At 47.2% G+C, this 24,572-nt stretch carries 13 protein-coding genes; 12 read left to right on the top strand and 1 reads right to left on the bottom strand.

Annotated elements, in window-relative coordinates; genetic code table 11:
• Positions 1 to 3 precede the first annotated feature (3 nt).
• Positions 4 to 411, bottom strand: coding sequence for a GtrA family protein (locus tag RUW00_RS03345; protein ID WP_017417912.1), 408 nt, complete (start codon positions 409 to 411; stop codon positions 4 to 6).
• 277 nt (positions 412 to 688) lie between these two features.
• On the opposite strand from RUW00_RS03345, the gene RUW00_RS03340 reads away from it, so the two are divergent.
• The 12 genes from RUW00_RS03340 to bamA all read left to right on the top strand — a co-directional run bounded on the left by RUW00_RS03340 (position 689) and on the right by bamA (position 24,553).
• On the top strand, positions 689 to 1,456 hold the full coding sequence (locus RUW00_RS03340) for a 6-carboxyhexanoate--CoA ligase (protein ID WP_022553261.1): 768 nt from the start codon (positions 689 to 691) through the stop codon (positions 1,454 to 1,456).
• Positions 1,456 to 2,802, top strand: a complete 1,347-nt coding sequence (gene bioA / locus RUW00_RS03335; RefSeq protein WP_280145442.1) for an adenosylmethionine--8-amino-7-oxononanoate transaminase — start codon at positions 1,456 to 1,458, stop codon at positions 2,800 to 2,802. The genes RUW00_RS03340 and bioA overlap by 1 nt, the downstream gene beginning before the upstream one ends.
• Positions 2,792 to 3,952 carry an 8-amino-7-oxononanoate synthase gene (gene bioF / locus RUW00_RS03330; RefSeq protein WP_280145138.1) on the top strand — a complete coding sequence of 387 codons (1,161 nt, stop codon included), beginning with the start codon at positions 2,792 to 2,794 and terminating at the stop codon, positions 3,950 to 3,952. Before bioA ends, bioF begins: the two co-directional genes overlap by 11 nt.
• Positions 3,949 to 4,650, top strand: coding sequence for a dethiobiotin synthase (bioD, locus tag RUW00_RS03325; RefSeq protein WP_209388302.1), 702 nt, complete (start codon positions 3,949 to 3,951; stop codon positions 4,648 to 4,650). Before bioF ends, bioD begins: the two co-directional genes overlap by 4 nt.
• 2 nt (positions 4,651 to 4,652) lie before the next feature.
• Positions 4,653 to 5,672 carry a biotin synthase BioB gene (gene bioB / locus RUW00_RS03320; RefSeq protein WP_007410132.1) on the top strand — a complete coding sequence of 340 codons (1,020 nt, stop codon included), beginning with the start codon at positions 4,653 to 4,655 and terminating at the stop codon, positions 5,670 to 5,672.
• A gap of 1 nt (position 5,673) precedes the next feature.
• Entirely contained in the window at positions 5,674 to 6,870 is a 1,197-nt protein-coding gene (locus RUW00_RS03315; protein WP_022553266.1) for a cytochrome P450, read from the top strand.
• A 303-nt stretch (positions 6,871 to 7,173) separates the two neighbouring features.
• The gene (locus RUW00_RS03310) at positions 7,174 to 8,619 is read left to right on the top strand and encodes a GntP family permease (protein ID WP_280145137.1); all 1,446 of its coding nucleotides are present in this window, start codon (positions 7,174 to 7,176) and stop codon (positions 8,617 to 8,619) included.
• A 24-nt stretch (positions 8,620 to 8,643) separates the two neighbouring features.
• Positions 8,644 to 9,345 (top strand): CoA transferase subunit A, encoded by a 702-nt coding sequence (locus tag RUW00_RS03305; RefSeq protein WP_280145136.1) that lies wholly within the window; start codon positions 8,644 to 8,646, stop codon positions 9,343 to 9,345.
• Positions 9,346 to 9,362: 17 nt separating this feature from the next.
• Positions 9,363 to 10,025 carry a CoA transferase subunit B gene (locus RUW00_RS03300; protein WP_007410136.1) on the top strand — a complete coding sequence of 221 codons (663 nt, stop codon included), beginning with the start codon at positions 9,363 to 9,365 and terminating at the stop codon, positions 10,023 to 10,025.
• 12 nt (positions 10,026 to 10,037) lie between these two features.
• A complete protein-coding gene (locus RUW00_RS03295) occupies positions 10,038 to 10,823 on the top strand; it encodes a 3-hydroxybutyrate dehydrogenase (protein WP_014418050.1) in 786 nt (261 codons plus the stop codon).
• A 559-nt stretch (positions 10,824 to 11,382) separates the two neighbouring features.
• Positions 11,383 to 12,585 carry a bacillomycin D biosynthesis malonyl-CoA transacylase BamD gene (gene bamD, locus RUW00_RS03290; RefSeq protein WP_270354188.1) on the top strand — a complete coding sequence of 401 codons (1,203 nt, stop codon included), beginning with the start codon at positions 11,383 to 11,385 and terminating at the stop codon, positions 12,583 to 12,585.
• Between the two features lie 19 nt (positions 12,586 to 12,604).
• Positions 12,605 to 24,553: a bacillomycin D hybrid PKS/NRPS BamA gene (gene bamA / locus RUW00_RS03285; RefSeq protein ID WP_315956490.1), complete on the top strand. Its 11,949-nt coding sequence runs from the start codon at positions 12,605 to 12,607 to the stop codon at positions 24,551 to 24,553.
• The last annotated feature ends 19 nt before the right edge of the window (positions 24,554 to 24,572 follow it).

The raw sequence follows: 24,572 nt of genomic DNA, 5'->3' as shown, positions 1-24,572 counted from the left end.
TCTTCACTCCTGATCCTGTATGTTTTTCAGCGAATCTCCAAATACCCAGATTCGGTTTCCGATAAAATTCATCATCATTCCGCCGATAGTGGCGGCTAACTTACTCACCAATAGCGAACAGCCGCCTTTTTGAAACGCGTAAAGCAGCAAAAAGGTGATTCCCGACGCGGCAAGATTAATCATGAGAAATCGCATGATCTCTTTCCCGTCAGCCTTGCGTTTTACACGAAACGTCCACTTCCGGTTCCATACATAGCTGTTGATGATCCCTGCCGAATAGGAGCAGATCTGCGCCGGAAGATAGGGGACATGACAAGCGGCGAGAAGAAAGAAGACACCAAAATCAATCAGCGTATTGCCGACGCCTACAGTGCAAAAACGGCCTGCTGTCTTTACTTTTTCTTTCAGCATAACGGCATCCGGCTTTGACCTCCCTTCATAAGTAAGATGCGGATCGCTGTCCTATTTGTTGATATGGATTACTTTAACGGACAGTGTTGAATAAACAATTACTAAAATATGAACAAAACATGAAAACGTAATGAGGCTTTGCAAAACTCATTACGTTAACAGTTTGATAGTTTAGGTTGACATATTCCGTGAGGGGCACTAATATTCTGTATAAGTGTTAACCTTTAATCATTTTGGTTAACATTAATTTTCAAAGTAAGAGAAAGGAGGGGAATATATGCGGGAAGAAACCTATTACAGCGTCAGAATGAGAGCTTCCCGAAACGCCCCCCATGAGCAGGGCGGAAAACACATTTCCGGCGGAGAACGGCTCATCACTTACGGTGGTTTACAGGAAGCGGTAGATGGCTTATTACATAAAGGCTTCTCGCACTCAAGAGGGATACCTGATTTTATGCAGATTCAGCTTGAAAGCGTTAATGAACCGATCGAAACGATCCGCCCTTTGCCGGTTGCTTTCCATCAAACAGACACGCCGGAAAAAGGACAAGCGATCGCCCGCAAGCTTCTGCAAAAGGCGGGGATTCTCCCGCACATGATAGAGAAAGCGTACGAAAACATTGCGGAATATGCAGACGCAAGAGGAGCGGTCCTGTTTGATATCCGGGCAGGAAAACGCATTGACGGCAGAGGAAATAGAGGTGTGCGGGTATCCCGAGTGGATTGGCCGTCACATGATTTTCAAAAATGGGCTTTTACTCACAACATGCCGGAAAATTCACGAATAAAAGAAGCACATGCCATCGCGGCAAAAGTTTGCGCATATCCGGGGATTATTGCTGAATTGTGCTGGTCGGATGATCCTGATTACATAACAGGCTACGTTGCCGCAAAGAAGCTGGGATATCAGCGGATTGCCAAGATGAAAAATGCCGGAGATGAAAGCGGCTGCCGGATTTTCTTTACAGATGGCTCCATAGATACAGAGAGCTGTATCCATTTTTTGGAGAAGCAGCCTGTATTCATTCAGCGGGAGGAGAAATGATGAAACAATCAATGATTGAAAAAAGCAAACAGCATCTTTGGCTGCCTTTCACACAAATGAAAGATTACGATGAAGATCCGTTAATCATTGAAAGCGGAAACGGGATCATGCTGAAAGACATCAGCGGCAAAGAATATTATGACGGCTTTTCTTCAGTATGGCTCAATGTACACGGCCACCGCAAAAAAGAAATGGATGAAGCGATTCAAAAACAGCTTGAAAAAATCGCTCATTCGACTTTGCTGGGTATGACGAACGTTCCCGCAACAGAACTTGCCGAGATGCTGACAGGCATCACACCGGAAAAGCTGACACGTGTTTTTTACTCCGACAGCGGAGCGGAAGCAATGGAAATCGCTCTGAAAATGGCCTTTCAATACTGGAAAAACATAGGGAGACCCGAGAAACAGACGTTTATTTCTATGCAGAACGGCTATCACGGCGATACGATCGGAGCCGTCAGCGTCGGCTCCATTGAACTCTTCCACCATGTGTACGGCCCGCTGATGTTTGAAAGCTACAAAGCCCCGATTCCATATGTATACAGATCTGAAAGCGGCGACCCCGTACAGTGCCGGGATGAATGCCTTCACGCGCTCGAACAGCTGCTTGCAAAGCACCACGAAGAGATTGCCGCACTTACGATTGAATCGATGGTGCAAGGCGCATCCGGGATGATCGTCATGCCTGAAGGCTTTCTGGCAGGCGTACGAAAGCTGTGTACGGCATATGATGTGTTAATGATCGTTGACGAAGTGGCGACGGGGTTCGGCCGCACCGGAAAAATGTTTGCCTGTGAGCATGAAAATGTCCAGCCGGACTTGATGGCGGCAGGGAAAGGCATTACGGGAGGCTATTTGCCGATCGCTGTGACGTTTGCCACAGAAGCCATTTATGAAGCCTTCTACGATGACTACGACAAAATGAAAACATTTTTCCACGGCCATTCCTATACAGGAAATCAGCTTGGCTGTGCCGCGGCAATTGAAAATCTGCGATTATTCGAATCAGAACGCATCGTTGAACGAGTCGCCGAAAAATCAAAAACGGCAGCGAAATTTCTTCATGATCTGAAGCAGCTTCCCCATGTCGGCGATGTCCGCCAGCTCGGTTTCATGTGCGGCATAGAGCTTGTGCAGGATAAGGGGACAAAACAGCCTTATCCGCCTGAAAAGCGGATGGGATACAAGGTGTCCTTGAAAATGAGAGAGCTTGGTATGCTGACACGGCCGCTCGGAGACGTCATCGCCTTTCTGCCGCCGCTTGCCAGCACAACCGATCAGTTACAAGCCATGATCTCCATTATGAAAGAAGCGATAGCCAAGGTGACCGGCCGTGGATTTTAACGGATGGCTCCTCAAAAGGCTCGATGCGGTGAAAAGAGACGGGCTGTATCGGACGCTGCGAATACAGGAAACCGCTCTCAAAACCAAGGGGCAAAAGCGGCAGACCTGGGCGTCCAATGACTATTTAGGCCTGTCAAAAGATGAGCGGCTGATCACAGCCGCGCAAACGGCGCTGAGCCGGTTCGGGGCAGGAAGCGGCGGCTCACGGTTAACGACAGGAAATACTGTGTGGCACGAAAAACTTGAACAAACAATCGCGGACTTTAAACAGACGGAAGCGGCTTTATTGTTTTCAAGCGGTTACTTGGCAAATATCGGCGTGCTTGCCTCACTGCCTCAAAAAGGCGATGTCATTTTAAGCGATCAACTGAACCATGCGAGCATTGTTGACGGCTGCCGTTTATCAAAAGCGGAAACCATCGTTTACCGCCATATTGATATGGCTGATCTTGAGAAAAAACTTGCCTCCGTCCAGGCTCGGAACCGCCGCTTTATCGTCACAGACGGCGTCTTCAGCATGGACGGCACCATCGCGCCTCTTGACCGCATAATGGCGCTTGCAAAGCAGTACCAGGCATTTGTGATAGCAGATGACGCGCATGCAACCGGTGTACTCGGGGAAAACGGCGGGGGAACCAGTGACTATTTCGGTGTTTGTCCTGATGTTGTCATCGGCACATTAAGCAAAGCGGTCGGAACGGAAGGCGGTTTTGCCGCGGGATCAAACATTTTCATTGATTTTTTGCTGAATCAGGCGCGGACGTTTATTTTTCAGACGGCCCTCCCGCCGTCAATTTGTGCGGCTTCGCATACGGCACTTGACATCATATCAGATATGCACGATACGCGCCGTGAGCTGCAGTCGTCTGTCAAAACGATAAAAACGCGTCTGGCCGATATGGGCTTTACCGTAAGAGGCGGAGAAACACCGATTATCCCCGTTATCATCGGTGATGCAAAAACAGCGGTTTCAGCCGCTGCGCTGCTGGAGAAAAAGGGAATCTGCGCCCCGGCCATCCGCCCGCCCGCCGTTCCGGAAGGCGAAAGCAGAATCAGGCTGACCGTTACGGCGGATCGCAGCTTACAGGACATAGACGAGCTGACAGAAGCATTTGATTCCATTAGAAAAGAGCTGAATATAAACAAATGAGAAGTTTTTTTGTTACAGGAACAGATACCGGCGTCGGAAAAACCATCGTTTCTTGCGGACTTGCCGCGGCATTCCGGCAGAAACAGGCGGATATCGGAGTGTTTAAGCCGTTTTTAAGCGGCGTGCCGCGGACTCATCCGGAAAGTGACACCTCGCTGTTGAAAGACATGTCACAAACCGCACTGTCTCATGAAGAAATTACGCCATTTGAATGGAAAGAGCCGCTTGCGCCGTACACGGCCGCCATGCTTGAGGGGAAATCCGTGAGCATGGATGAAGTCATGGCCCACTGGAGTAAGATCAAAAATCGTCATGAGTGTTTCATCGTCGAGGGGGCAGGCGGCATTTCCGTCCCGCTTGGTGAAAATTACTTAGTCAGTGATCTGATAAAAGCCTTGGAATTGCCGGCAGTGATTGTCACCAGGCCTGATCTCGGAACCATCAACCACACATATTTAACCGTTGAATATGCGAAAAACATGGGGATAGAGGTTCTCGGCATTATTATCAACGGCATAAGGAGCAGGCCGGGGCTGGACGAAAAGACGAACCCGAGCATGATTGAAACATTATGCAAAGTTCCGATTTTGGGAATCACACCGAAGCTGGATCACGTTTCACCGGAAAACATTCAACACATGATTGAGAAACATATAGATGTTACCTCTTTCATGAATCTGACACAAATGGGGAGATAAACATGAATCAATGGATGGATCTTGCAGAGAGAGTGCTGGACGGGGCGGAAGTAACGAATCAAGAAGCGCTGGCCATTTTAAATTGTCCTGATGAGGATCTTTTATTGCTGATGCATGCCGCTTTTCATATCAGAAAACGATTTTACGGAAAAAAAGTAAAGCTGAATATGATTATGAATGCAAAATCAGGCCTGTGTCCGGAAAATTGCGGGTACTGTTCACAATCTTCAATATCAAAAGCGCCGATCGAGTCTTATCGGATGGTGGATAAGCATATATTGCTGAAGGGGGCAAAACGCGCCCACGACCTGAATATAGGGACATACTGTATCGTCGCCAGCGGGCGGGGACCGTCGAACAGAGAAGTAGATCAAGTTGTTGATGCTGTCAAAGAAATTAAAGAAACGTACGGTTTGAAAATCTGCGCATGCCTCGGTCTGCTGAAGCCCGAACAGGCAGAGCGGCTGAAACAAGCAGGAGTAGACCGGTACAATCATAACATCAATACATCACAAAGGAATCACTCAAACATTACGACCTCCCACACGTATGACGACAGGGTCAACACAGTGGAAACGGCGAAACAATCGGGGATGTCACCTTGTTCTGGTGTCATCGTCGGCATGAAAGAGACGAAACAGGACGTCATTGATATGGCGAACAGCCTAAAAGCGCTTGACGCCGACAGCATCCCGGTTAATTTTCTGCATGCGATTGACGGAACTCCGTTAGAAGGGGTAAGCGAATTACATCCGGTGTATTGCCTGAAAGTGCTCGCCTTGTTCCGTTTTATCAATCCGTCAAAAGAAATCCGTATCTCAGGAGGCCGGGAAGTCAACCTTCGTTCGCTGCAGCCGCTGGGACTTTACGCCGCAAATTCGATTTTCGTCGGAGATTACTTAACGACAGCAGGGCAGCAAGAAACAGAGGATCATCAAATGCTCCATGATTTAGGTTTTGAAGTCGAATCCGTTGAAGAAATGAAAGCCGGCCTGCAATCCGCCTGCAATACGGAGGTATAAGATGACGGCGGGCCTATCGATTGCACATCCGTCTCTCCATGCGGATTCGGATTTTTGGAATGACCCTTACCCGTTTTATGACAAACTGCGATCCATTGATCCTGTTTATAAAGGGACCGTATTAAAATATCCGGGCTGGTATGTCACCGGGTACAAAGAGGCGGCAGCGATTCTGAAAGACACCCGATTTAAAAACCGCATTCCTCTTCCGGAAGCTTCAACGAAATATCAAAATCTATCGCATATCCAGCACGATATGCTGTTATTTAAAAATCAATCAGACCATAAGCGGATGCGGATGCTTATCGGTAAAGAATTTACCGCAAAGACGGCGGAATCACTTCGCCCTTGTATAAAAGAAACGGTTCATGACTTGTTGGATCAAGTCCAAATCAAAAAAAACGCTGACCTTGTTTCAGAGTTTGCCTTTCCATTGGCAAGCCTTATCATTGCGGAGATACTCGGAGTGCCGAAAGAGGAGAGATATCAATTCAGACAATGGACGGCAGACGTCATTCAGGCCATTGATCTTACCCGATCAAGAAAGACGTTAGTCAGAGCCAGCGACACCGCAGGCAGGCTGACGTCATACTTCAGAGATTTGATTCACAAGCGGAAAGCTCACCCTCAGCAAGACTTGATCAGCAGGTTTATTATGGAGGAACAGCTTTCAAAAGAGGAAGTGCTCGCGACATGTATCTTACTTGTCATAGCCGGACACGAGACGACGGTAAACCTCATGTGCAACGGTGTGTTTACTTTATTGAAACACCCTGAACAGCTTAGCGCACTGAGAGAAAACCCCTCTCTTATTGAAACTGCAGTTGAGGAATGTTTGCGCTACGACAGCCCCGCGCAGCTGACGGCACGCACCGCCTCAGAAGACTGCGAAATAAATGGGAAGACCATAAAAAAAGGAGAGCAGGTATATATCCTTTTAGGAGCAGCCAATCGCGATCCAAGCATATTCGATCAACCTCACAAAATGGATATCCAAAGAAAACCGAATCCGCATCTTGCATTCGGAAAGAACGCCCATTTTTGTATAGGCTCCTCATTAGCGCGTATCGAAGCACAAATTGCAATTCTCACACTGTTTGAGCGGATGCCTAAGCTTCGGCTGGCCGCACACCGCCTTGAATACCGCAAGCTCATTGGTTTTAGGTCGCTCAAAGAGCTTCCGGTTGTTATTGGCTGAATGACCATGCAGGAGGGCCGGATTTTATCGGTTCCTCTTGCAGGAAATAAATGAAAGAAAAAAGAATACATATTTATAAAGCAAAAATCCTCTCTGATCCATCTCACTATCCCTAAAAAAACTCACTGCTCAGCCAATCAATATAATGCAGCAAGGGTCTCCTTTTCTTTCGCCAAAACGGAGAATTCACCATGATGCACATTTTTTCAGCCTCAGAAACTGTGCAAAACCGGCATGTTTTTTGCTTTATTTTCTCGATTTTTTGTAAGCGCTTACTAATATGAGCAGAAAAGAGGGGGATTTGTGGACATTGTTATTATTTTATTGGCATTAGGCATGCTGATGTTTGCGGCTTACCGGGGCTTTTCAGTCATTTTATTCGCCCCGATTTGTGCGCTGTTTGCTGTGCTCCTGACAGATCCAAGCTTCGTACTTCCTTTCTTCTCGAATATATTTATGGAGAAGATGGTAGGATTTATTAAGCTGTATTTTCCCGTATTTCTTTTAGGAGCCGTTTTTGGCAAGGTTGTTGAAATATCAGGGCTCGCTGAGTCGATTGCAAAAACAATCGTCAAGCTTGTGGGAGCAAAAAGAGCCATTCTCGCCATCGTCTTAATGGGTGCGATTTTAACGTACAGCGGCGTCAGTCTCTTCGTAGCGGTGTTTGCCATTTATCCGTTTGCTAAAAACCTATTTATGAAAGCTGATATTCCCAAGCGTCTGATACCCGGTACGATTGCATTGGGCGCCTTTACATTTACAATGGATGCGCTTCCCGGCACACCGCAAATTCAAAATGTCATTCCGACAGCATTTTTTAAAACAAACATTTATGCCGCTCCCTGGCTCGGACTGATTGGTGCAGCATTTGTGCTTACGGCCGGAATGATTTATTTAGAATCCCGGCGCAAAAAAGCGGCCAATGCCGGAGAAGGCTATGCTGGATTTCAATCTGAAGTTTCCGCTGCAGAGGAATCCTCAGGTCTGGCTAATGAAAAACATACGCCTGTTTTACCGCAGAAGGCAGAACCCAGCCCCGCGCGGCAAGTGCTCGCCTTTGTTCCGCTTATCCTTGTGGGAGTCATGAACAAATGCTTCACGATGTGGCTCCCGCATTGGTACCCTGACGGATTTGATTTTGCGCCGCTCGGTTTAGAAGCGTTCGGGAAGATTGACCTTTCCTCCGTCACTGCGATCTGGTCAGTAGAACTCGCACTGTTCATCGGAATCATGACAACGATTTTGTTCGATTGGAAAAAAGTCCTCTTCAATTTGAAAGAAGGACTGAATGAGGGCATCGGGGGCGCCTTGCTGGCGTCGATGAATACAGGAGCCGAATACGGATTTGGCGGCATCATTGCGGCGCTTCCCGGCTTTAAAATGGTCAGCAGCGGCATATCGCAGACGTTTACTGATCCGCTCGTCAACGGAGCGGTGACGACCACTGCGCTTGCCGGGATTACAGGATCGGCATCAGGAGGAATGGGCATCGCTTTAAGCACGATGTCAGCAGCGTATACAGAAGCAATCAATACATTCCACATCCCGCCGGAGGTCATGCACCGGGTAATTTCGATGGCCTCCGGCGGGATGGACACTCTTCCGCATAATGGCGCCGTCATTACGCTGCTCGCGGTCACCGGGTTGACCCACCGCCAATCCTACAGGGATATCTTTGCCATTACCGTCATTAAAACAGCCGCTGTGTTTGTCATCATCGCCATTTTCAGTCTGACGGGCCTTGTGTAGCCAAAACAGAAAGGGGAAACGAATATGGGAAAAGGAAAAGTGATGGACTCTTATCAAGATGCTGCTGCACTGATCAAGGACGGAGACACCCTCATCGCAGGAGGCTTCGGCCTGTGCGGCATTCCGGAACAATTAATTCTCGCGATCAGGGACAGCGGCGTAAAAAACTTGACCGTTGTCAGTAATAACTGCGGTGTTGATGATTGGGGGTTAGGCCTCTTGCTTGCAAACCGGCAGATCAAAAAAATGATCGCATCCTATGTGGGAGAAAACAAAACCTTTGAACGGCAGTTTTTAAGCGGAGAGCTGGAAGTCGAATTGGTGCCCCAAGGAACGCTCGCAGAAAGAATTCGCGCGGGAGGGGCGGGCATTCCGGCGTTTTATACACCTGCAGGCGTCGGAACATCAGTAGCCGAGGGAAAAGAACATAAGACATTTGACGGACGCACCTATCTTCTGGAGAAAGGGATTACAGGGAACGCCGCCATCGTAAAGGCCTGGAAAGCCGATCCTCTGGGCAACCTGATGTTCAGAAAGACGGCGAGAAATTTCAATCCGCTCGCTGCAATGGCAGGCAAAGTGACGATTGCAGAGGCTGAAGAAATCGTCGATGCCGGAGAGCTTGATCCGGATCAAATTCATACGCCGGGTATTTTTGTGCAGCACGTGCTGCCCGGCGGGATTCATGAAAAACGGATTGAACGCCGCACCGTCCGGCAAGCATGATAAAGGAGGCTGACAGAATGAGAGATAGCAGAAAACGAATGATCAAACGGGCTGTAAAGGAAATAAAGGACGGAATGAATGTGAACTTGGGGATAGGGATGCCGACGCTTGTAGCCAATGAGATACCGAATGATTATAACGTCCTGCTTCAGTCTGAAAACGGCTTGCTCGGGATCGGGCCTTATCCGGCGGAAGGAACGGAGGACCCCGATCTGATCAATGCGGGAAAAGAAACCATTACTGAGGTAAAGGGAGCCTCGTATTTTGACAGTGCCGAATCCTTTGCCATGATTCGCGGCGGCCACATTGATGTAGCGATCCTCGGCGGGATGGAAGTTTCCGAACGGGGAGATTTGGCGAACTGGATGATCCCCGGAAAAATGATCAAAGGAATGGGCGGAGCCATGGACTTGGTCCACGGAGCAAAACGGATTATTGTCATCATGGAGCACGTTAATAAATATGGGGAATCTAAAGTGAGAACGGAATGTACGCTTCCTTTAACCGGCAGGCAGGTGGTCGATCGGCTGATCACAGATTTGGCTGTTTTCGATTTTCATGATGGCCGTATGACGCTCACCGAACTGCAGGAAGGTGTAACAATGGAGGAGGTCTTTGAGAAAACAGAAGGTCATTTTACTGTCAGCCAGTCGTTAAAAAACGGGGTCAGACCAAAATGAGGAGGTGCCGTCATGCATTCATTGCTTATTGAAAAAACAGCCGTTGTAACAGGAGCAGCCGGAGGAATCGGGCTTGAAATCGCAAAAGAATTCGCCCGTGAAGGAGCAGCCGTCATCATCTCTGATGTAAACGAACAAGCGGGGAAAGAAGCGGCGGCAAGACTGAAAGATGAAGGCTGTGAAGCAGTCAGCATCACATGCGATGTAACAAATGAAAAACAAGTGGCCGACATGCTGCAGACGGTCGAGAAACAATTCGGACGTCTCGATATCCTTGTGAATAATGCGGGCATTCAGCATGTCGCGCCCATCGAGGAATTTCCCACCGAACAGTTTGAACGGCTCATTCGTCTCATGCTGACTGCGCCATTTATCGCAATGAAGCATGCATTCCCCATTATGAAAAAACAGCAATTCGGTCGAATCATTAATATGGCGTCTGTCAACGGACTGATCGGTTTTCACGGGAAAGCGGCATATAACAGCGCCAAGCACGGCGTCATCGGTTTAACGAAAGTCGGCGCACTTGAAGGCGCGGCTGACGGCATTACCGTCAATGCGCTTTGTCCGGGATATGTGGACACTCAGCTTGTCCGCAATCAGTTAAAGGACATTTCCGCAACAAGGAATGTACCGTACGAACGGGTGCTTGAGGACGTGATCTTTCCGCTCGTTCCCCAAAAACGGCTGCTGTCAGTGAAGGAAATCGCTGATTACGCCGTATTTTTGGCCAGCGACAAAGCAAAAGGGGTCACAGGTCAGGCCGTAGTCATGGACGGCGGGTATACCGCTCAATAGTTCTTATACTTTTTAAAAAAACAGCCGCTCTGAACGGCTGTTTTTTTATGCCTGAAAACCTTGTTCACTCAATAGGCCGATTTACTGCGTCAATCGGTATCCGGGCTGGGTCATTCACATGTTCTGCGGCGTATTTCGCCCTTGCAGATTTTCCCCATCCAGATCCATCTCTTGCGCCACATTTATAATCAAGCGCAATCAGTTTACAATCCTTCACAGATATACAAATGAATTTTTACAATAAACAGAAAATATGTAATTTCTGACACAATTATGCCGATAGCCCTAAAACATATGAAACATAAAGAGCGCGTTCTAAGTGAAGAAGAGCCGGTAACAGGCTCCACGCCGGCTTTCATCATCTCTCTTTAAGACTGATTTTCGGTGAAACCTCCATGTTTTATTTTATGAATAAATATATCTAATTCGTTTGTAAAATCGAACAATAACTCCTCCGAAAGTATTCTATACACATTTGTTATAATCATGCTAGGATGTTAGATAAAGGGATATTTTGTAGGATATTGTATTCCCTGTTCAATATGATCGGAGGAATCTCATGAACAATCTTGCCTTTTTATTTCCTGGACAAGGGTCTCAATTTGTAGGAATGGGCAAACAATTTTGGAATGATTTTGTGCTCGCAAAGAGATTGTTTGAAGAAGCGAGCGATGCGATCTCCTTGGATGTAAAAAAACTGTGTTTTAACGGAGATATGAATGAATTGACAAAGACAATGAACGCGCAGCCCGCTATTTTAACGGTCAGTGTTATTGCTTTTCAAGTGTATATGCAGGAAATAGGGGTGAAGCCCCGCTTCCTGGCAGGCCATAGCTTAGGCGAATATTCAGCGCTTGTCTGTGCCGGCGCCCTTTCTTTTCAGGATGCCGTTACACTTGTAAGGGAGCGGGGAATTCTTATGCAAAATGCGGATCCCAAGCAGCAGGGGGCGATGGCCGCCGTGACTCACCTCTCTCTTCAAACGTTGCAGGAAATATGTTCGAAAGTGTCGACGGAAGACTTTCCGGCAGGAGTAGCCTGCATGAATTCAGAACAGCAGCATGTGATTTCCGGACACCGGCAAGCTGTGGAACGTGTCATCAAGATGGCGGAGGAAAAGGGTGCGGCATACACTTATTTGAATGTCAGTGCGCCTTTTCACAGTTCGATGATACGATCCGCCTCCGAACAATTCCAGACTGTATTACACCGGTATTCCTTCCGGGATGCCGCATGGCCGATCATTTCAAATGTCACCGCGCGCCCTTACAGCAGCGGAAATTTGATCAGCGAACACCTCAAACAGCACATGACGATGCCGGTAAGATGGACAGAATCGATGCATTACTTGCTTTTACACGGAGTGACGGAAGTCATCGAAATGGGTCCGAACAATGTCCTAGCCGGTCTGCTGAGAAAAACAACGAATCACATTGTACCTTATCCCTTAGGACAGACATCTGATGTTCCCCCGCTTTCCAATTCAGCGGAAAGAAAGAAACATATTGTCCATTTACGCAAAAAACAACTGAATAAATTGATGATTCAATCCGTCATTGCGCGAAATTACAACAAGGATTCAGCGGCTTATTCCAATATGACGACGCCATTATTTACGCAAATCCAAGAGCTGAAAGAGAGAATGAAAAGGCATGAAGACGTGCTTTCAGAACAAGAACTCGAACATTCGATCCATTTATGCAAATTAATTTGTGAAGCTAAACAGCTTCCGGCTTGGGAAGAATTGCGGATTTTAAAATAAAGCGCCCAGGAGGGGACCTATGTATACCAGTCAATTCCAAACCTTAGTAGATGTCATTCGGGAAAGAAGCAATATCTCTGATCGCGGGATCCGTTTTATCGAATCCGATAAAAACGAGACGGTTGTCTCTTATCGCCAATTGTTTGAAGAGGCGCAAGGGTATCTTGGCTATTTACAGCATCTCGGCATTCAGCCGAAGCAGGAAATTGTATTTCAAATCCAAGAAAACAAATCATTTGTCGTTGCTTTTTGGGCCTGTATATTAGGAGGAATGATCCCGGTGCCGGTCAGTATCGGAGAAGATGATGACCATAAGCTGAAGGTCTGGCGCATTTGGAATATATTAAATCATCCGTTTCTGATTGCCTCTGAAAAAGTATTGGACAAAATAAAGAAATACGCTGCAGAACACGATTTACAGGATTTCCATCATCAATTAAACGAAAAATCTGACGTCATTCAAGATCAAACCTACGATTACCCCGCTTCGTTTTATGAACCTGATGCGGATGAACTCGCCTTTATCCAATTTTCTTCCGGATCGACAGGAGATCCAAAAGGAGTCATGTTAACGCATCACAACTTAATACATAACACGTGCGCCATTGGGAATGCCCTACACGTTCATTCGAAAGACTCTTTCTTATCATGGATGCCTTTAACGCATGATATGGGGCTCATCGCCTGCCACCTTGTTCCCTTCATAACCGGAATCAATCAAAATCTAATGCCTACAGAGTTATTTATTCGCAGACCTATTCTTTGGATGAAAAAAGCTCATGAACATAAAGCCAGTATTCTATCATCTCCTAATTTCGGGTACAACTACTTCCTTAAATTTCTGAAAAACGAACCAGACTGGGATTTATCCCACATCAAGGTCATCGCAAACGGTGCAGAACCGATATTGCCGGAGCTGTGTGACGAATTTTTGAAAAGATGCGCAGCATTCAATCTGAAAAGATCCGCCATTTTGAATGTTTACGGTTTAGCGGAAGCTTCGGTTGGCGCAGCGTTCTCTAAAATAGGTAAAGAATTCGTTCCCGTTTATTTGCATCGTGACTATTTAAATCTTGGTGAAAGAGCTGTAAAAGTCAGCAAAGAGGACCAAAATTGCGCTTCATTCGTCGAGGTGGGACAACCTATTGACTATTGTCAGCTTCGGATCTCCGATGAAACAAATGAAAGAGTAGAAGACGGAATCATCGGCCATATCCAGATCAAAGGAGACAATGTGACGCAAGGGTATTACAACAACCCCGAGAGTACGGAAAAAGCGCTGACTTCTGACGGCTGGGTAAAAACAGGAGACCTCGGATTCATTAGTGAAAGTGGTAACTTAGTCGTAACCGGAAGAGAAAAGGACATTATTTTCGTGAACGGAAAAAATATCTACCCGCACGATATTGAACGGGTCGCGATTGAAATGGAAGAGGTTGACTTAGGAAGGGTTGCCGCCTGCGGTGTATATGATCAAAAGACACAAAGCGGAGAAATCGTGCTCTTTGTTGTTTACAAAAAATCACCTGAAAAATTTGCGCCGCTTGTCAAAGAGATAAAAAAACATTTGTACAAGCGGGGCGGCTGGAGCATAAAAGAAGTCCTTCCGATCCGAAAACTCCCTAAAACAACCAGCGGAAAGGTTAAACGCTACGAACTTGCCAGACAGTATGAGGCAGGGAATTTTTCAACAGAGTCCGCCGCCATCAATGAATGTTTGGAGAGCAGCACGGAAACATCCGGACAGACACCCATTCATGAGATAGAAACGGAATTGCTGTCTATCTTTTCCGAAGTGCTCGATGGAAAAAAGGTTCACCTCGCTGACAGTTATTTTGATATGGGAGCAAATTCATTACAGTTATCGCAGATTGCCGAGCGCATAGAACAGAAATTCGGACGCGAGCTTTCCGTTTCAGATCTCTTTACGTATCCTTCTATCACTGATTTAGCGGTATATCTGTCTGAAAGCCGTGCTGAAATCAAGCAGGACGCGGCAGCGAAACCAAGCCATGTGACACCGAAAGATATCGCCATTATCGGGATGTCGCTCAATGTCCCGGGAGCGTCGACGAAAAGTGATTTTTGGAATCTGCTTGAAAAAGGTGAGCACAGCATTCGAGAATACCCCGAATCCCGGCTGAAAGATGCGGCGGATTATTTAAAGTCCATCCAAAGCGAGTTCAATGAGAATCAGTTTGTGAAGGGCGGCTATTTAGATGAAATCGACCGCTTTGATTATTCGTTCTTCGGTTTAGCTCCTAAAACGGCTCAGTTTATGGACCCTAACCAAAGACTGTTTTTGCAGTCTGCATGGCATGCGATTGAAGATGCGGGCTATGCCGGCGGCAGCATGAACGGGAGCCGTGTCGGGGTATATGCAGGGTACTCGAAGGTGGGCTACGATTATGAACGTCTCCTTTCTGCGAATTATCCGGAGGAACTTCATCAATATATCGTGGGCAATCTCCCTTCCGTGCTAGCCAGCCGAATCGCTTATTTCTTAAATTTAAAAGGGCCGGCGGTCACAGTGGATACGGCATGCTCCTCATCGCTTGCCGCCGTTCATATGGCATGTAAATCTTTAATGTCCGGCGATTGTGAAATGGCTCTTGCGGGCGGTATCCGGACATCGCTCTTGCCGATCTGTATCGGACTTGATATGGAATCTTCGGACGGGTACACGAAAACGTTCAGCAAAGATTCAGACGGCACGGGCACAGGTGAAGGCGCGGCCGCAGTCCTGCTAAAACCTTTGCAGGATGCTGTTCGCGACGGAGACCATATTTACGGCGTAATCAAGGGAAGCGCGCTGAATCAAGACGGAACAACCGCCGGGATTACAGCGCCGAATCCGGCAGCTCAGACTGAGGTCATTGAGACGGCTTGGAAAGACGCGGGTATTGCTCCTGAAACACTGTCTTTCATCGAAGCGCATGGCACCGGAACGAAGCTCGGCGATCCGGTTGAATTTAACGGGCTTTGTAAAGCGTTTGAAAAGTATACGGCAAAAAAACAATTTTGTGCGATTGGTTCTGTTAAATCGAACATCGGTCATTTGTTTGAAGCGGCAGGCATCGTCGGGCTGATCAAATCTGTCCTCATGCTGAATCACAAGAAAAATCCGCCGTTAGCGCACTTTAATGAACCTAATCCGCTCATTCATTTTCACTCATCACCATTTTATGTGAATCAGGAAGTTTCGGAGTTCACATCGGGTGATGAGCCGCTGCGAGGCGGAGTCAGCTCATTTGGCTTTAGCGGAACGAACGCTCATGTGGTACTGGAAGAATATATTTCTCAAAGTGAGTATGCGCCTGAGGATGAACATGGGCCGCACCTATTTGTTTTATCCGCTCATACTGAAAAATCACTCTATGAACTCGCACAGCAGTACCAGCAATATGTATCGGATGACAGCCAAGCTTCATTAAAGTCCATTTGCTATACAGCAAGTACGGGCAGGGCTCATTTGGATCATGGCATTGCCATGATTGTATCCGGTAAGCAAGAATTATCGGATAAGCTGACCCGCCTGATTCAGGGAGACAGAAATCTTCCCGGTGTATACATCGGTTACAAGAATATGAAGGAAATGCTGCCTGCTCATAAAGAAGAGCTGAATCAACAAGCAGCCGCTCTGATTAAGCAGCGTTTACGTACGCAAGATGAACGGATCACATGGATGCATCGCGCAGCCGAATTATTTGTGCAAGGAGCCGTTATCGATTGGCGCGCGCTGTATTCCGGTGAAACTGTACAAAAGACGCCATTGCCCCTGTATCCGTTTGAACGGAGCCGATGCTGGGCTGAAGCTGACCAGTTGCGCTTAAACGAGGGCGAAAAGAGAGGAGAAGCGGCATTGAATATCAATCAATCGAAGGCGCATATTGAATCCTTCCTGAAAACTGTAATCAGCAATGCTTCGGGGATCAGGGGAGAGGAACTCGATCTGAATGCTCATTTTATCGGGCTCGGAATGGATTCTATCATGCTGTCACAGGTCAAAAAAGCCATCGCGGACGAATTTGGGGTAGATATCCCGATGGATCGTTTTTTTGATACGTTGACCAACCTTCAAAGTGTCATAGATTACTTGGCTGATACCGTTCCATCGTCCTTTGCAGCCGCTCCGCCCCAAGAGAATGTTCCAGCGCAGGAAATACAGGTCATTTCAGAAGCGCAGCCTGAATCGGATCGCAGAGAAGGTCATCAAGAACATATGCTCGAAAAAATCATCGCTTCTCAGAATCAATTAATTCAGGATACCTTGCAAGCTCAATTAAATAGCTTTAATTTGTTGAGAAACAGCGGACATCATTCCGGTGAGAAAGAATACGCTAAAGCGCAAGAGAAATCAATTCCTTCTGTCAAGCAGGGGCCTCCGACCGTCACTGCAGAACAGAAAGCGGCTCAAGAAGCGAAACCCTATGTTCCTTTCCAGCCTCAGAACCTGAATGATCAGGGACACTATACCGCACGGCAAAAACAATACTTAGAAGATTTCATCAAGAAATACGCAGATAAAACGAAAGGTTCCAAACAATATACGGATAATACCCGATTTGCTCATGCAAACAACCGCAATTTGTCCAGCTTCCGTTCGTATTGGAAGGAAATCGTATACCCGATTATCGCCGAACGTTCTGACGGTTCTAAAATGTGGGATATTGACGGAAATGAATATATCGATATCACCATGGGATTCGGGGTTAACCTTTTCGGGCATCATCCTTCCTTTATTACACAGGTTATCGATGATTCAACCCGTTCATCATTGCCTCCGCTCGGCCCGATGTCAGATGTCGCCGGTGAAGTTGCCGACCGGATCCGCACATGTACCGGAGTGGAAAGGGTCGCTTTCTATAATTCCGGAACAGAGGCCGTCATGGTTGCCCTGCGTTTGGCGCGGGCGGCAACAGGAAGAAAGAAAGTCGTGGCGTTCTCAGGATCTTATCACGGGACGTTTGACGGCGTATTAGGGGTTGCCGGCACAAAAGGCGGGGCTGCGTCTGCGAATCCGCTGGCTCCGGGTATACTGCAGAGCTTTATGGATGATTTGATTATTTTACATTACAACAATCCCGATTCGCTGGATGTGATCCGCAGTCTTGGTGATGAATTGGCAGCCGTACTGGTGGAACCGGTACAAAGCCGCAGACCGGATTTGCAGCCGCAGGCATTTTTGAAAGAATTGCGGGCGATCACGCAGCAATCCGGAACAGCTCTGATTATGGATGAAATTATTACCGGATTTCGGATCGGTCTTGGCGGCGCACAGGAATGGTTCGGCATTCAGGCTGATTTAGTGACCTACGGAAAAATCATCGGCGGCGGACAGCCGTTAGGGGTAGTTTCCGGAAAAGCTGAGTTCATGAATGCGATCGACGGGGGTACCTGGCAGTATGGGGACGATTCCTACCCGCAAGACGAGGCGAAGCGCACGTTTGTGGCCGGCACCTTCAATACTCACCCGCTTACCATGAGGATGTCATTAGCCGTCCTTCGCCATTTACAAACCGAGGGAGAACATCTGTATGAGCAGCTTAATCAACAAACAGCCTACCTGGTCGATGAGCTGAATCGCTGCTTCGAACAAGCGCAAGTGCCTATCCGCATGGTTCGATTCGGTTCTTTATTCCGGTTTGTCTCATCGCTTGATAATGACTTGTTCTTTTACCATCTCAATTATAAAGGGGTCTATGTGTGGGAAGGACGCAACTGCTTCTTGTCTGCGGCGCATACCGCGGATGATATCGAAAATATTATTCAAGCGGTGAAAGACACGGTGGAGGATCTTCGCCGAGGCGGATTTATTCCGGAAGGTCCGGATTCCCCTGATGGCGGAGGCCGTAAAAAGTCCGGGACGCGCGAGCTTTCACCTGAACAAAAGCAGTTGGTTATGGCATCCCATTACGGGAATGAAGCTTCCGCGGCTTTAAACCAGTCCATTATGCTGAAAGTGAAGGGCGAACTGCAGCATACACCATTAAAACAAGCCGTCCGGCATATCGTTGACCGTCATGAAGCTTTACGTACGGTGATTCATCCCGATGACGAGGTACAGCAAGTGCAGGAACGGATGAATATAGATATACCCGTCATTGATTTTACCGGTCTCCCGCATGAACATCGGGAGCCGGAAATCCAAAAATGGCTGACAGAAGATGCCAAGCGGCCGTTTCATTTCCATGAACAAAAGCCTTTGTTTAGAATCCATGTGCTTACATCGGCTCACAATGAACATCTGATTGTGCTCACGTTCCATCATATCATTGCCGATGGATGGTCAATCGCCGTTTTTGTTCAAGAACTGGAGAGCAACTACGCGGCAATAGTACAAGGAAAACCGATTTCGCCGAAAGAGGCAGATGTTTCGTTTCGCCAATACTTAGACTGGCAGCAGGCACAGATTGACAGCGGCCATTATGAAGAAGGGGTCCGTTATTGGCGGCGTCATTTCTCTGAACCGATACAGCAGCCAATTCTGCCAAGCACAGCTTCTGTCCGTTATCCGAACGGGTATGAGGGAGACCGGTGTACCGTCAGGCTTGGACGGCCATTGAGCGAGGCTTTAAGGTCATTAAGCATTCAGATGAAAAATAGCGTATTTGTGACGATGCTGGGTGCATTTCATCTTTTTCTGCACCGGCTTACCAAACAGTCAGGCCTTGTGATCGGGGTCCCCGCAGCAGGTCAATCGCATATGAAACAGCATGATCTGATTGGAAATTGCGTTAATATGATTCCGGTGAAGAACACGTCTTCTTCAGAAAGCACTTTATCCGGTTATCTTGGCAGTATGAAAGAAAGCGTGAATCTTGCAATGCGGCACCAAGCCGTCCCGATGACACTGGTGGCCAGAGAGCTTCCGCACGATCAAGTGCCGGATATGCGTATTATCTTTAATTTAGACAGGCCTTTTCGAAAGCTGCATTTCGGAAAGGCGGAAGCGGAGCCCGTTGCATACCCGGTAAAATGCACCCTTTACGATTTATTTCTTAACATAACAGACGCGCATCAAGAATATGTTCTTGATTTCGACTTTAATACGAACGTCATCAGTCCGGAAATCATGAAAAAGTGGGGAGCGGGTTTTACAAAATTGCTGCAAAAAATGGTTGAGGGAGATTCAATCCCTCTTGATGCCATGATGATGTTTTCCGATGAAGAACAGCATGATTTACAAGCACTTTACGCCGAACACCAGAAGCGGGTCTCTTCAATAGGAAGCAATACGGCAAATTTTACTGAAGCCTATGAGGCGCCGGTAAATGAAACGGAGCGGCAGCTGGCGCGGATTTGGGAGGAACTTTTCGGCCTTGAACGGGTTGGCAGATCAGATCGCTTCCTGGCTCTGGGAGGAAACTCACTCCAGGCGACGCTTATGCTTTCCAAAATTCAGAAGACATTTCATCAAAAGGTTTCCATCGGACAATTTTTCAATCACCAGACTGTTAAGGAATTAGCACGTTTCATTCAGAACGAAACGAAAGTCGTGCACCTCCCGATGAAGGCTGCCGAGAAAAAAACGTATTACCCGACATCACCGGCGCAGCAAAGAGTATATTTCCTGCACCAACTGGAACCGGATCAGCTGGCGCAAAATATGTTCGGCCACATATCAATAACAGGGAAGTACGATGAGCAAGCCCTGATCTCATCTCTTCAACAAGTGATGCAGCGGCACGAAGCGTTTCGCACGTATTTCGACATTATAGATGGCGATATCGTTCAGAAACTTGAAAACGAAGTTGATTTTAACGTTCATGTCCGGACAATGAGCCGGGACGAATTTGATGCCTATTCAGAAGGGTTTGTAAAACCGTTCCGCCTGGACCAAGCTCCGTTAGTTCGTGCGGAGCTGATCAAGATTGAAAACGAGCAGGCCGAACTGCTCATCGATATGCATCATATCATTTCGGACGGTTATTCCGTCAACATCCTGACAAATGAATTGCTGGCTTTATATCATCAGAAACCATTACCGGACATTGAATTTGAATATAAAGATTTCGCAGAATGGCAAAACCAACGGCTGAATGACGATGCCATGAAGCGGCAGGAGACATATTGGCTGGAACAATTTCAAGACGAAATTCCCATCCTTGACCTGCCGACAGACGGTTCCAAAGCGGCAGAACGGTCTTCTAAGGGACAGCGTGTGACATGCTCCTTACAGCCGGATGTCATCCGTTCGCTTCAAGATTTAGCACAAAAGGCGGAAACGACTCTCTATACGGTGCTTCTGGCCGCCTATAATGTGCTGCTTCATAAATATACGGGACAAGAAGACATTGTCGTAGGCACGCCTGCTTCAGGAAGAAATCATCCGGATATCGAAAAAATCATCGGTATTTTCATACAAACCATCGGAATCCGGACGAAGCCGCACGCCAATAGAACGTTTACGGATTATCTGGAAGAAGTAAAGCAGCAGACGCTTGACGCTTTCGAAAACCAAGACTATCCATTCGACCGGCTTGTGGAGAAATTAAATGTGCAGCGGGAAACAACCGGAAAGTCTCTGTTTAACACGATGTTTGTGTTTCAAAACATTGAATTTCATGAAATCCGGCACGATGAATGTACATTTAAAGTGAAAGAACGAAATCCAGGGGTCTCTTTATATGATTTGATGCTCACGATCGAAGATGCCGGTCAACAGATAGAGATGCATTTTGATTATAAACCGGGACGATTCACAAAAGACACCATTGAACAGATCACCAGACACTATACCGCCATTTTAAACAGTCTTGTTGAGCAGCCGGAGATGACATTGTCTTCCGTTCCTATGCTGTCTGAAACCGAACGGCATCAACTGCTGACGGAGTGTAATGGCACAAAGACGCCGTATCCGCATAAGGAAACGGTATATCGGTGGTTTGAAATGCAGGCGGAACAGAGTCCCGATCATGAAGCCGTTATTTTTGGCAATGAGCGGTATACGTACAGACAGCTCAATGAACGGGCGAACCGATTGGCGCGGACGTTACGGACAAAAGGCGTACAAGCGGATCAATTCGTTGCCATCATCTGCCCGCATCGGATCGAGCTGATTGTCGGAATTTTGGCTGTTCTGAAAGCCGGCGGCGCATACGTGCCCATTGATCCTGAATATCCGGAAGATCGGATTCAATATATGCTGAGAGATTCAAGAGCGGAGGTTGTGATGACACAGCGCAGCCTGCTGGATCAATTACCGTATGATGGTGACGTTGTGCTTTTGGATGAGGAAAACTCATACCATGAGGATCACTCGAATCTTGAATCGGACAGCGATGCGCATGATTTGGCCTACATGATCTATACGTCAGGTTCCACGGGAAATCCAAAAGGTGTACTCATTGAGCATCAGGGACTGGCTGATTATATTTGGTGGGCGAAAGAGGTTTATGTAAGAGGTGAGAAAACCAACTTCCCATTATACTCTTCCATCTCTTTCGATCTGACTGTGACCTCGATATTTACACCGCTGGTTACGGGAAATACCATCATTGTCTTTGACGGCGAAGACAAAAGCGCTGTGCTTTCTGAGATTATGCGGGACTCAAGAATAGACATGATCAAATTGACCCCGGCACACCTGCACGTCATCAAAGAGATGAATATCGCTGGCGGCACCGCAATACGGAAAATGATTGTCGGCGGAGAAAATTTAAGCACCCGTCTGGCCAAAAGTGTCAGCGAGCAGTTTAAAGGCCGGCTGGACATTTTCAATGAATACGGACCGACGGAAGCTGTCGTCGGATGTATGATTTATCACTTCGACGCAGAACGGGACAAGCGGGAATTTGTCCCGATCGGCACTCCGGCTGCCAACACGGATATTTATGTGGCCGATGCAAGCAGAAACCTGGTTCCGTTCGGGGTAATCGGCGAAATATATATCAGCGGACCGGGTGTTGCCAGAGGGTATTGGAACCGCCCGGATTTAACGGCAGAGAAATTTGTTGAAAACCCGTATGTCCCGGGAGCGAAGATGTACAAATCAGGGGATTTGGCTAAGCGATTGAAGGACGGAAATCTTGTATATATTGGGCGCGTTGATGAACAAGTCAAAATCAGGGGACACCGAATCGAGCTTGGTGAAATTGAAGCAGCAATGCATAACGCGGAAGCGGTGCAAAAAGCCGCGGTTACAGTGAAAGAAGAAGAAGACGGCTTAAAACAATTATGCGCGTATTACGTAAGCGACAAGCCTATAGCGGCTGCGCAGCTTAGGGAACAATTGTCATCGCAGCTTCCGGACTACATGGTTCCGTCCTATTTTGTCCATCTGGAGCATATGCCGTTAACATCTAACGGGAAAATAAACCGTAAGGCCCTGCCTGCACCAGAAGCGAGTCTGCAGCAGACAGCTGAATATGTACCGCCGGGTAATGAGACGGAGTCCAAACTGACAGATTTATGGAAGGAAGTGCTCGGAATAAGCCATGCGGGGATCAAACATAATTTCTTTGATCTCGGAGGCAACTCCATCCGAGCGGCTGCCTTAGCCGCCAGAATTCACAAAGAGCTGGATGTGAATCTGTCTCTCAAAGACATATTCAAGTTTCCTACCATTGAACAATTGGCTGACAAGGCGTTACACATGGACAAAAATCGATATGTACCGATTCCGGCTGCAAAGGAAATGCCATATTATCCGGTTTCTTCAGCTCAGAGGCGGATGTATTTGTTAAGTCACACAGAAGGCGGCGAGCTGACTTACAATATGACGGGTGCCATGAATGTGGAAGGGACGATCGATCCCGAACGGTTAAACGCCGCTTTCCGAAAATTAATCGCGCGTCATGAAGCGTTGCGGACCAGCTTTGATTTATATGAAGGCGAGCCGGCACAGCGTATTCATCAGAACGTCGACTTTACGATAGAACGAATTCAAGCAAGCGAAGAAGAAGCGGAAGACCGTGTGCTTGATTTCATCAAAGCGTTTGACTTAGCCAAACCGCCCCTGATGCGGGCCGGACTGATTGAAATTGAACCTGCGCGGCACGTGCTTGTGGTTGATATGCATCATATCATTTCTGACGGCGTGTCCGTCAATATTCTGATGAAAGATTTAAGCCGAATCTACGAGGGGAACGAACCGGACCCGCTCTCTATTCAATATAAAGACTTTGCAGTTTGGCAGCAATCGGACATTCAGAAACGGAACATCAAGAGCCAGGAAGCGTATTGGCTGGATCAGTTTCACGGTGATATTCCTGTACTGGATATGCCTGCGGATTATGAGCGGCCTGCCATACGCGATTACGAAGGCGAATCATTTGAATTTCTTATACCCGAACACTTGAAACAGCGTTTAAGCCAAATGGAAGAAGACACAGGAGCAACACTGTATATGATTTTATTGGCAGCCTATACGATTCTTTTATCCAAATACAGCGGACAAGAAGATATTATCGTAGGAACGCCATCTGCCGGGCGGACTCATTTGGATGTAGAGCCGGTCGTGGGAATGTTCGTCAATACGTTAGTCATTCGCAATCACCCGGCGGGCCGTAAAACATTTGATGCCTACTTAAACGAAGTAAAAGAAAACATGCTGAACGCCTATAAAAATCAAGACTATCCATTGGAAGAATTAATTCAGCATCTGCATCTTCCAAAAGATTCAAGCCGTAATCCTTTATTCGATACGATGTTTGTGCTGCAAAATCTTGATCATGCTGAATTGACTTTCGATTCCCTTCAACTCAAGCCGTATCCATTTCATCATCCGGTTGCCAAATTCGATTTGACCTTGTCGATTCAGGCGGACCGCGACAACTATCACGGACTGTTTGAATATTCGAAAAAACTGTTTAAGAAAAGCAGAATCGAGGTTTTATCAAACGACTACTTACACATCCTATCGGCGATTTTGGAACAGCCTAGCATTCTAATCGAACATATCGGATTGAGCGGCAGCAATGAGGAAGAAGAGAACGCGCTTGATTCTATTCAATTGAACTTTTAGGGAAAAGCATTATTTCTTT

This window comes from Bacillus sp. IS1, from assembly GCF_032461585.1.
Lineage (GTDB): Bacteria > Bacillota > Bacilli > Bacillales > Bacillaceae > Bacillus > Bacillus velezensis.
The sequence above is the reverse complement of the archived record's forward strand: the minus strand, read 5'-3'. Positions and strand labels throughout refer to the sequence as shown.

What these genes read in the sequence shown, in the direction of transcription:
- bamD (WP_270354188.1), top strand. Translation starts at nt 11,383, where the DNA reads ATGAACAATCTTGCCTTTTTATTTCCTGGACAAGGGTCTCAATTTGTA.
- RUW00_RS03305 (WP_280145136.1), top strand. Translation starts at nt 8,644, where the DNA reads ATGGGAAAAGGAAAAGTGATGGACTCTTATCAAGATGCTGCTGCACTG.
- bioB (WP_007410132.1), top strand. Translation starts at nt 4,653, where the DNA reads ATGAATCAATGGATGGATCTTGCAGAGAGAGTGCTGGACGGGGCGGAA.
- bamA (WP_315956490.1), top strand. Translation starts at nt 12,605, where the DNA reads ATGTATACCAGTCAATTCCAAACCTTAGTAGATGTCATTCGGGAAAGA.
- bioA (WP_280145442.1), top strand. Translation starts at nt 1,456, where the DNA reads ATGAAACAATCAATGATTGAAAAAAGCAAACAGCATCTTTGGCTGCCT.
- RUW00_RS03295 (WP_014418050.1), top strand. Translation starts at nt 10,038, where the DNA reads ATGCATTCATTGCTTATTGAAAAAACAGCCGTTGTAACAGGAGCAGCC.
- bioD (WP_209388302.1), top strand. Translation starts at nt 3,949, where the DNA reads ATGAGAAGTTTTTTTGTTACAGGAACAGATACCGGCGTCGGAAAAACC.
- RUW00_RS03345 (WP_017417912.1), bottom strand. Translation starts at nt 411, where the DNA reads ATGCTGAAAGAAAAAGTAAAGACAGCAGGCCGTTTTTGCACTGTAGGC.
- RUW00_RS03340 (WP_022553261.1), top strand. Translation starts at nt 689, where the DNA reads ATGCGGGAAGAAACCTATTACAGCGTCAGAATGAGAGCTTCCCGAAAC.
- RUW00_RS03315 (WP_022553266.1), top strand. Translation starts at nt 5,674, where the DNA reads ATGACGGCGGGCCTATCGATTGCACATCCGTCTCTCCATGCGGATTCG.
- RUW00_RS03300 (WP_007410136.1), top strand. Translation starts at nt 9,363, where the DNA reads ATGAGAGATAGCAGAAAACGAATGATCAAACGGGCTGTAAAGGAAATA.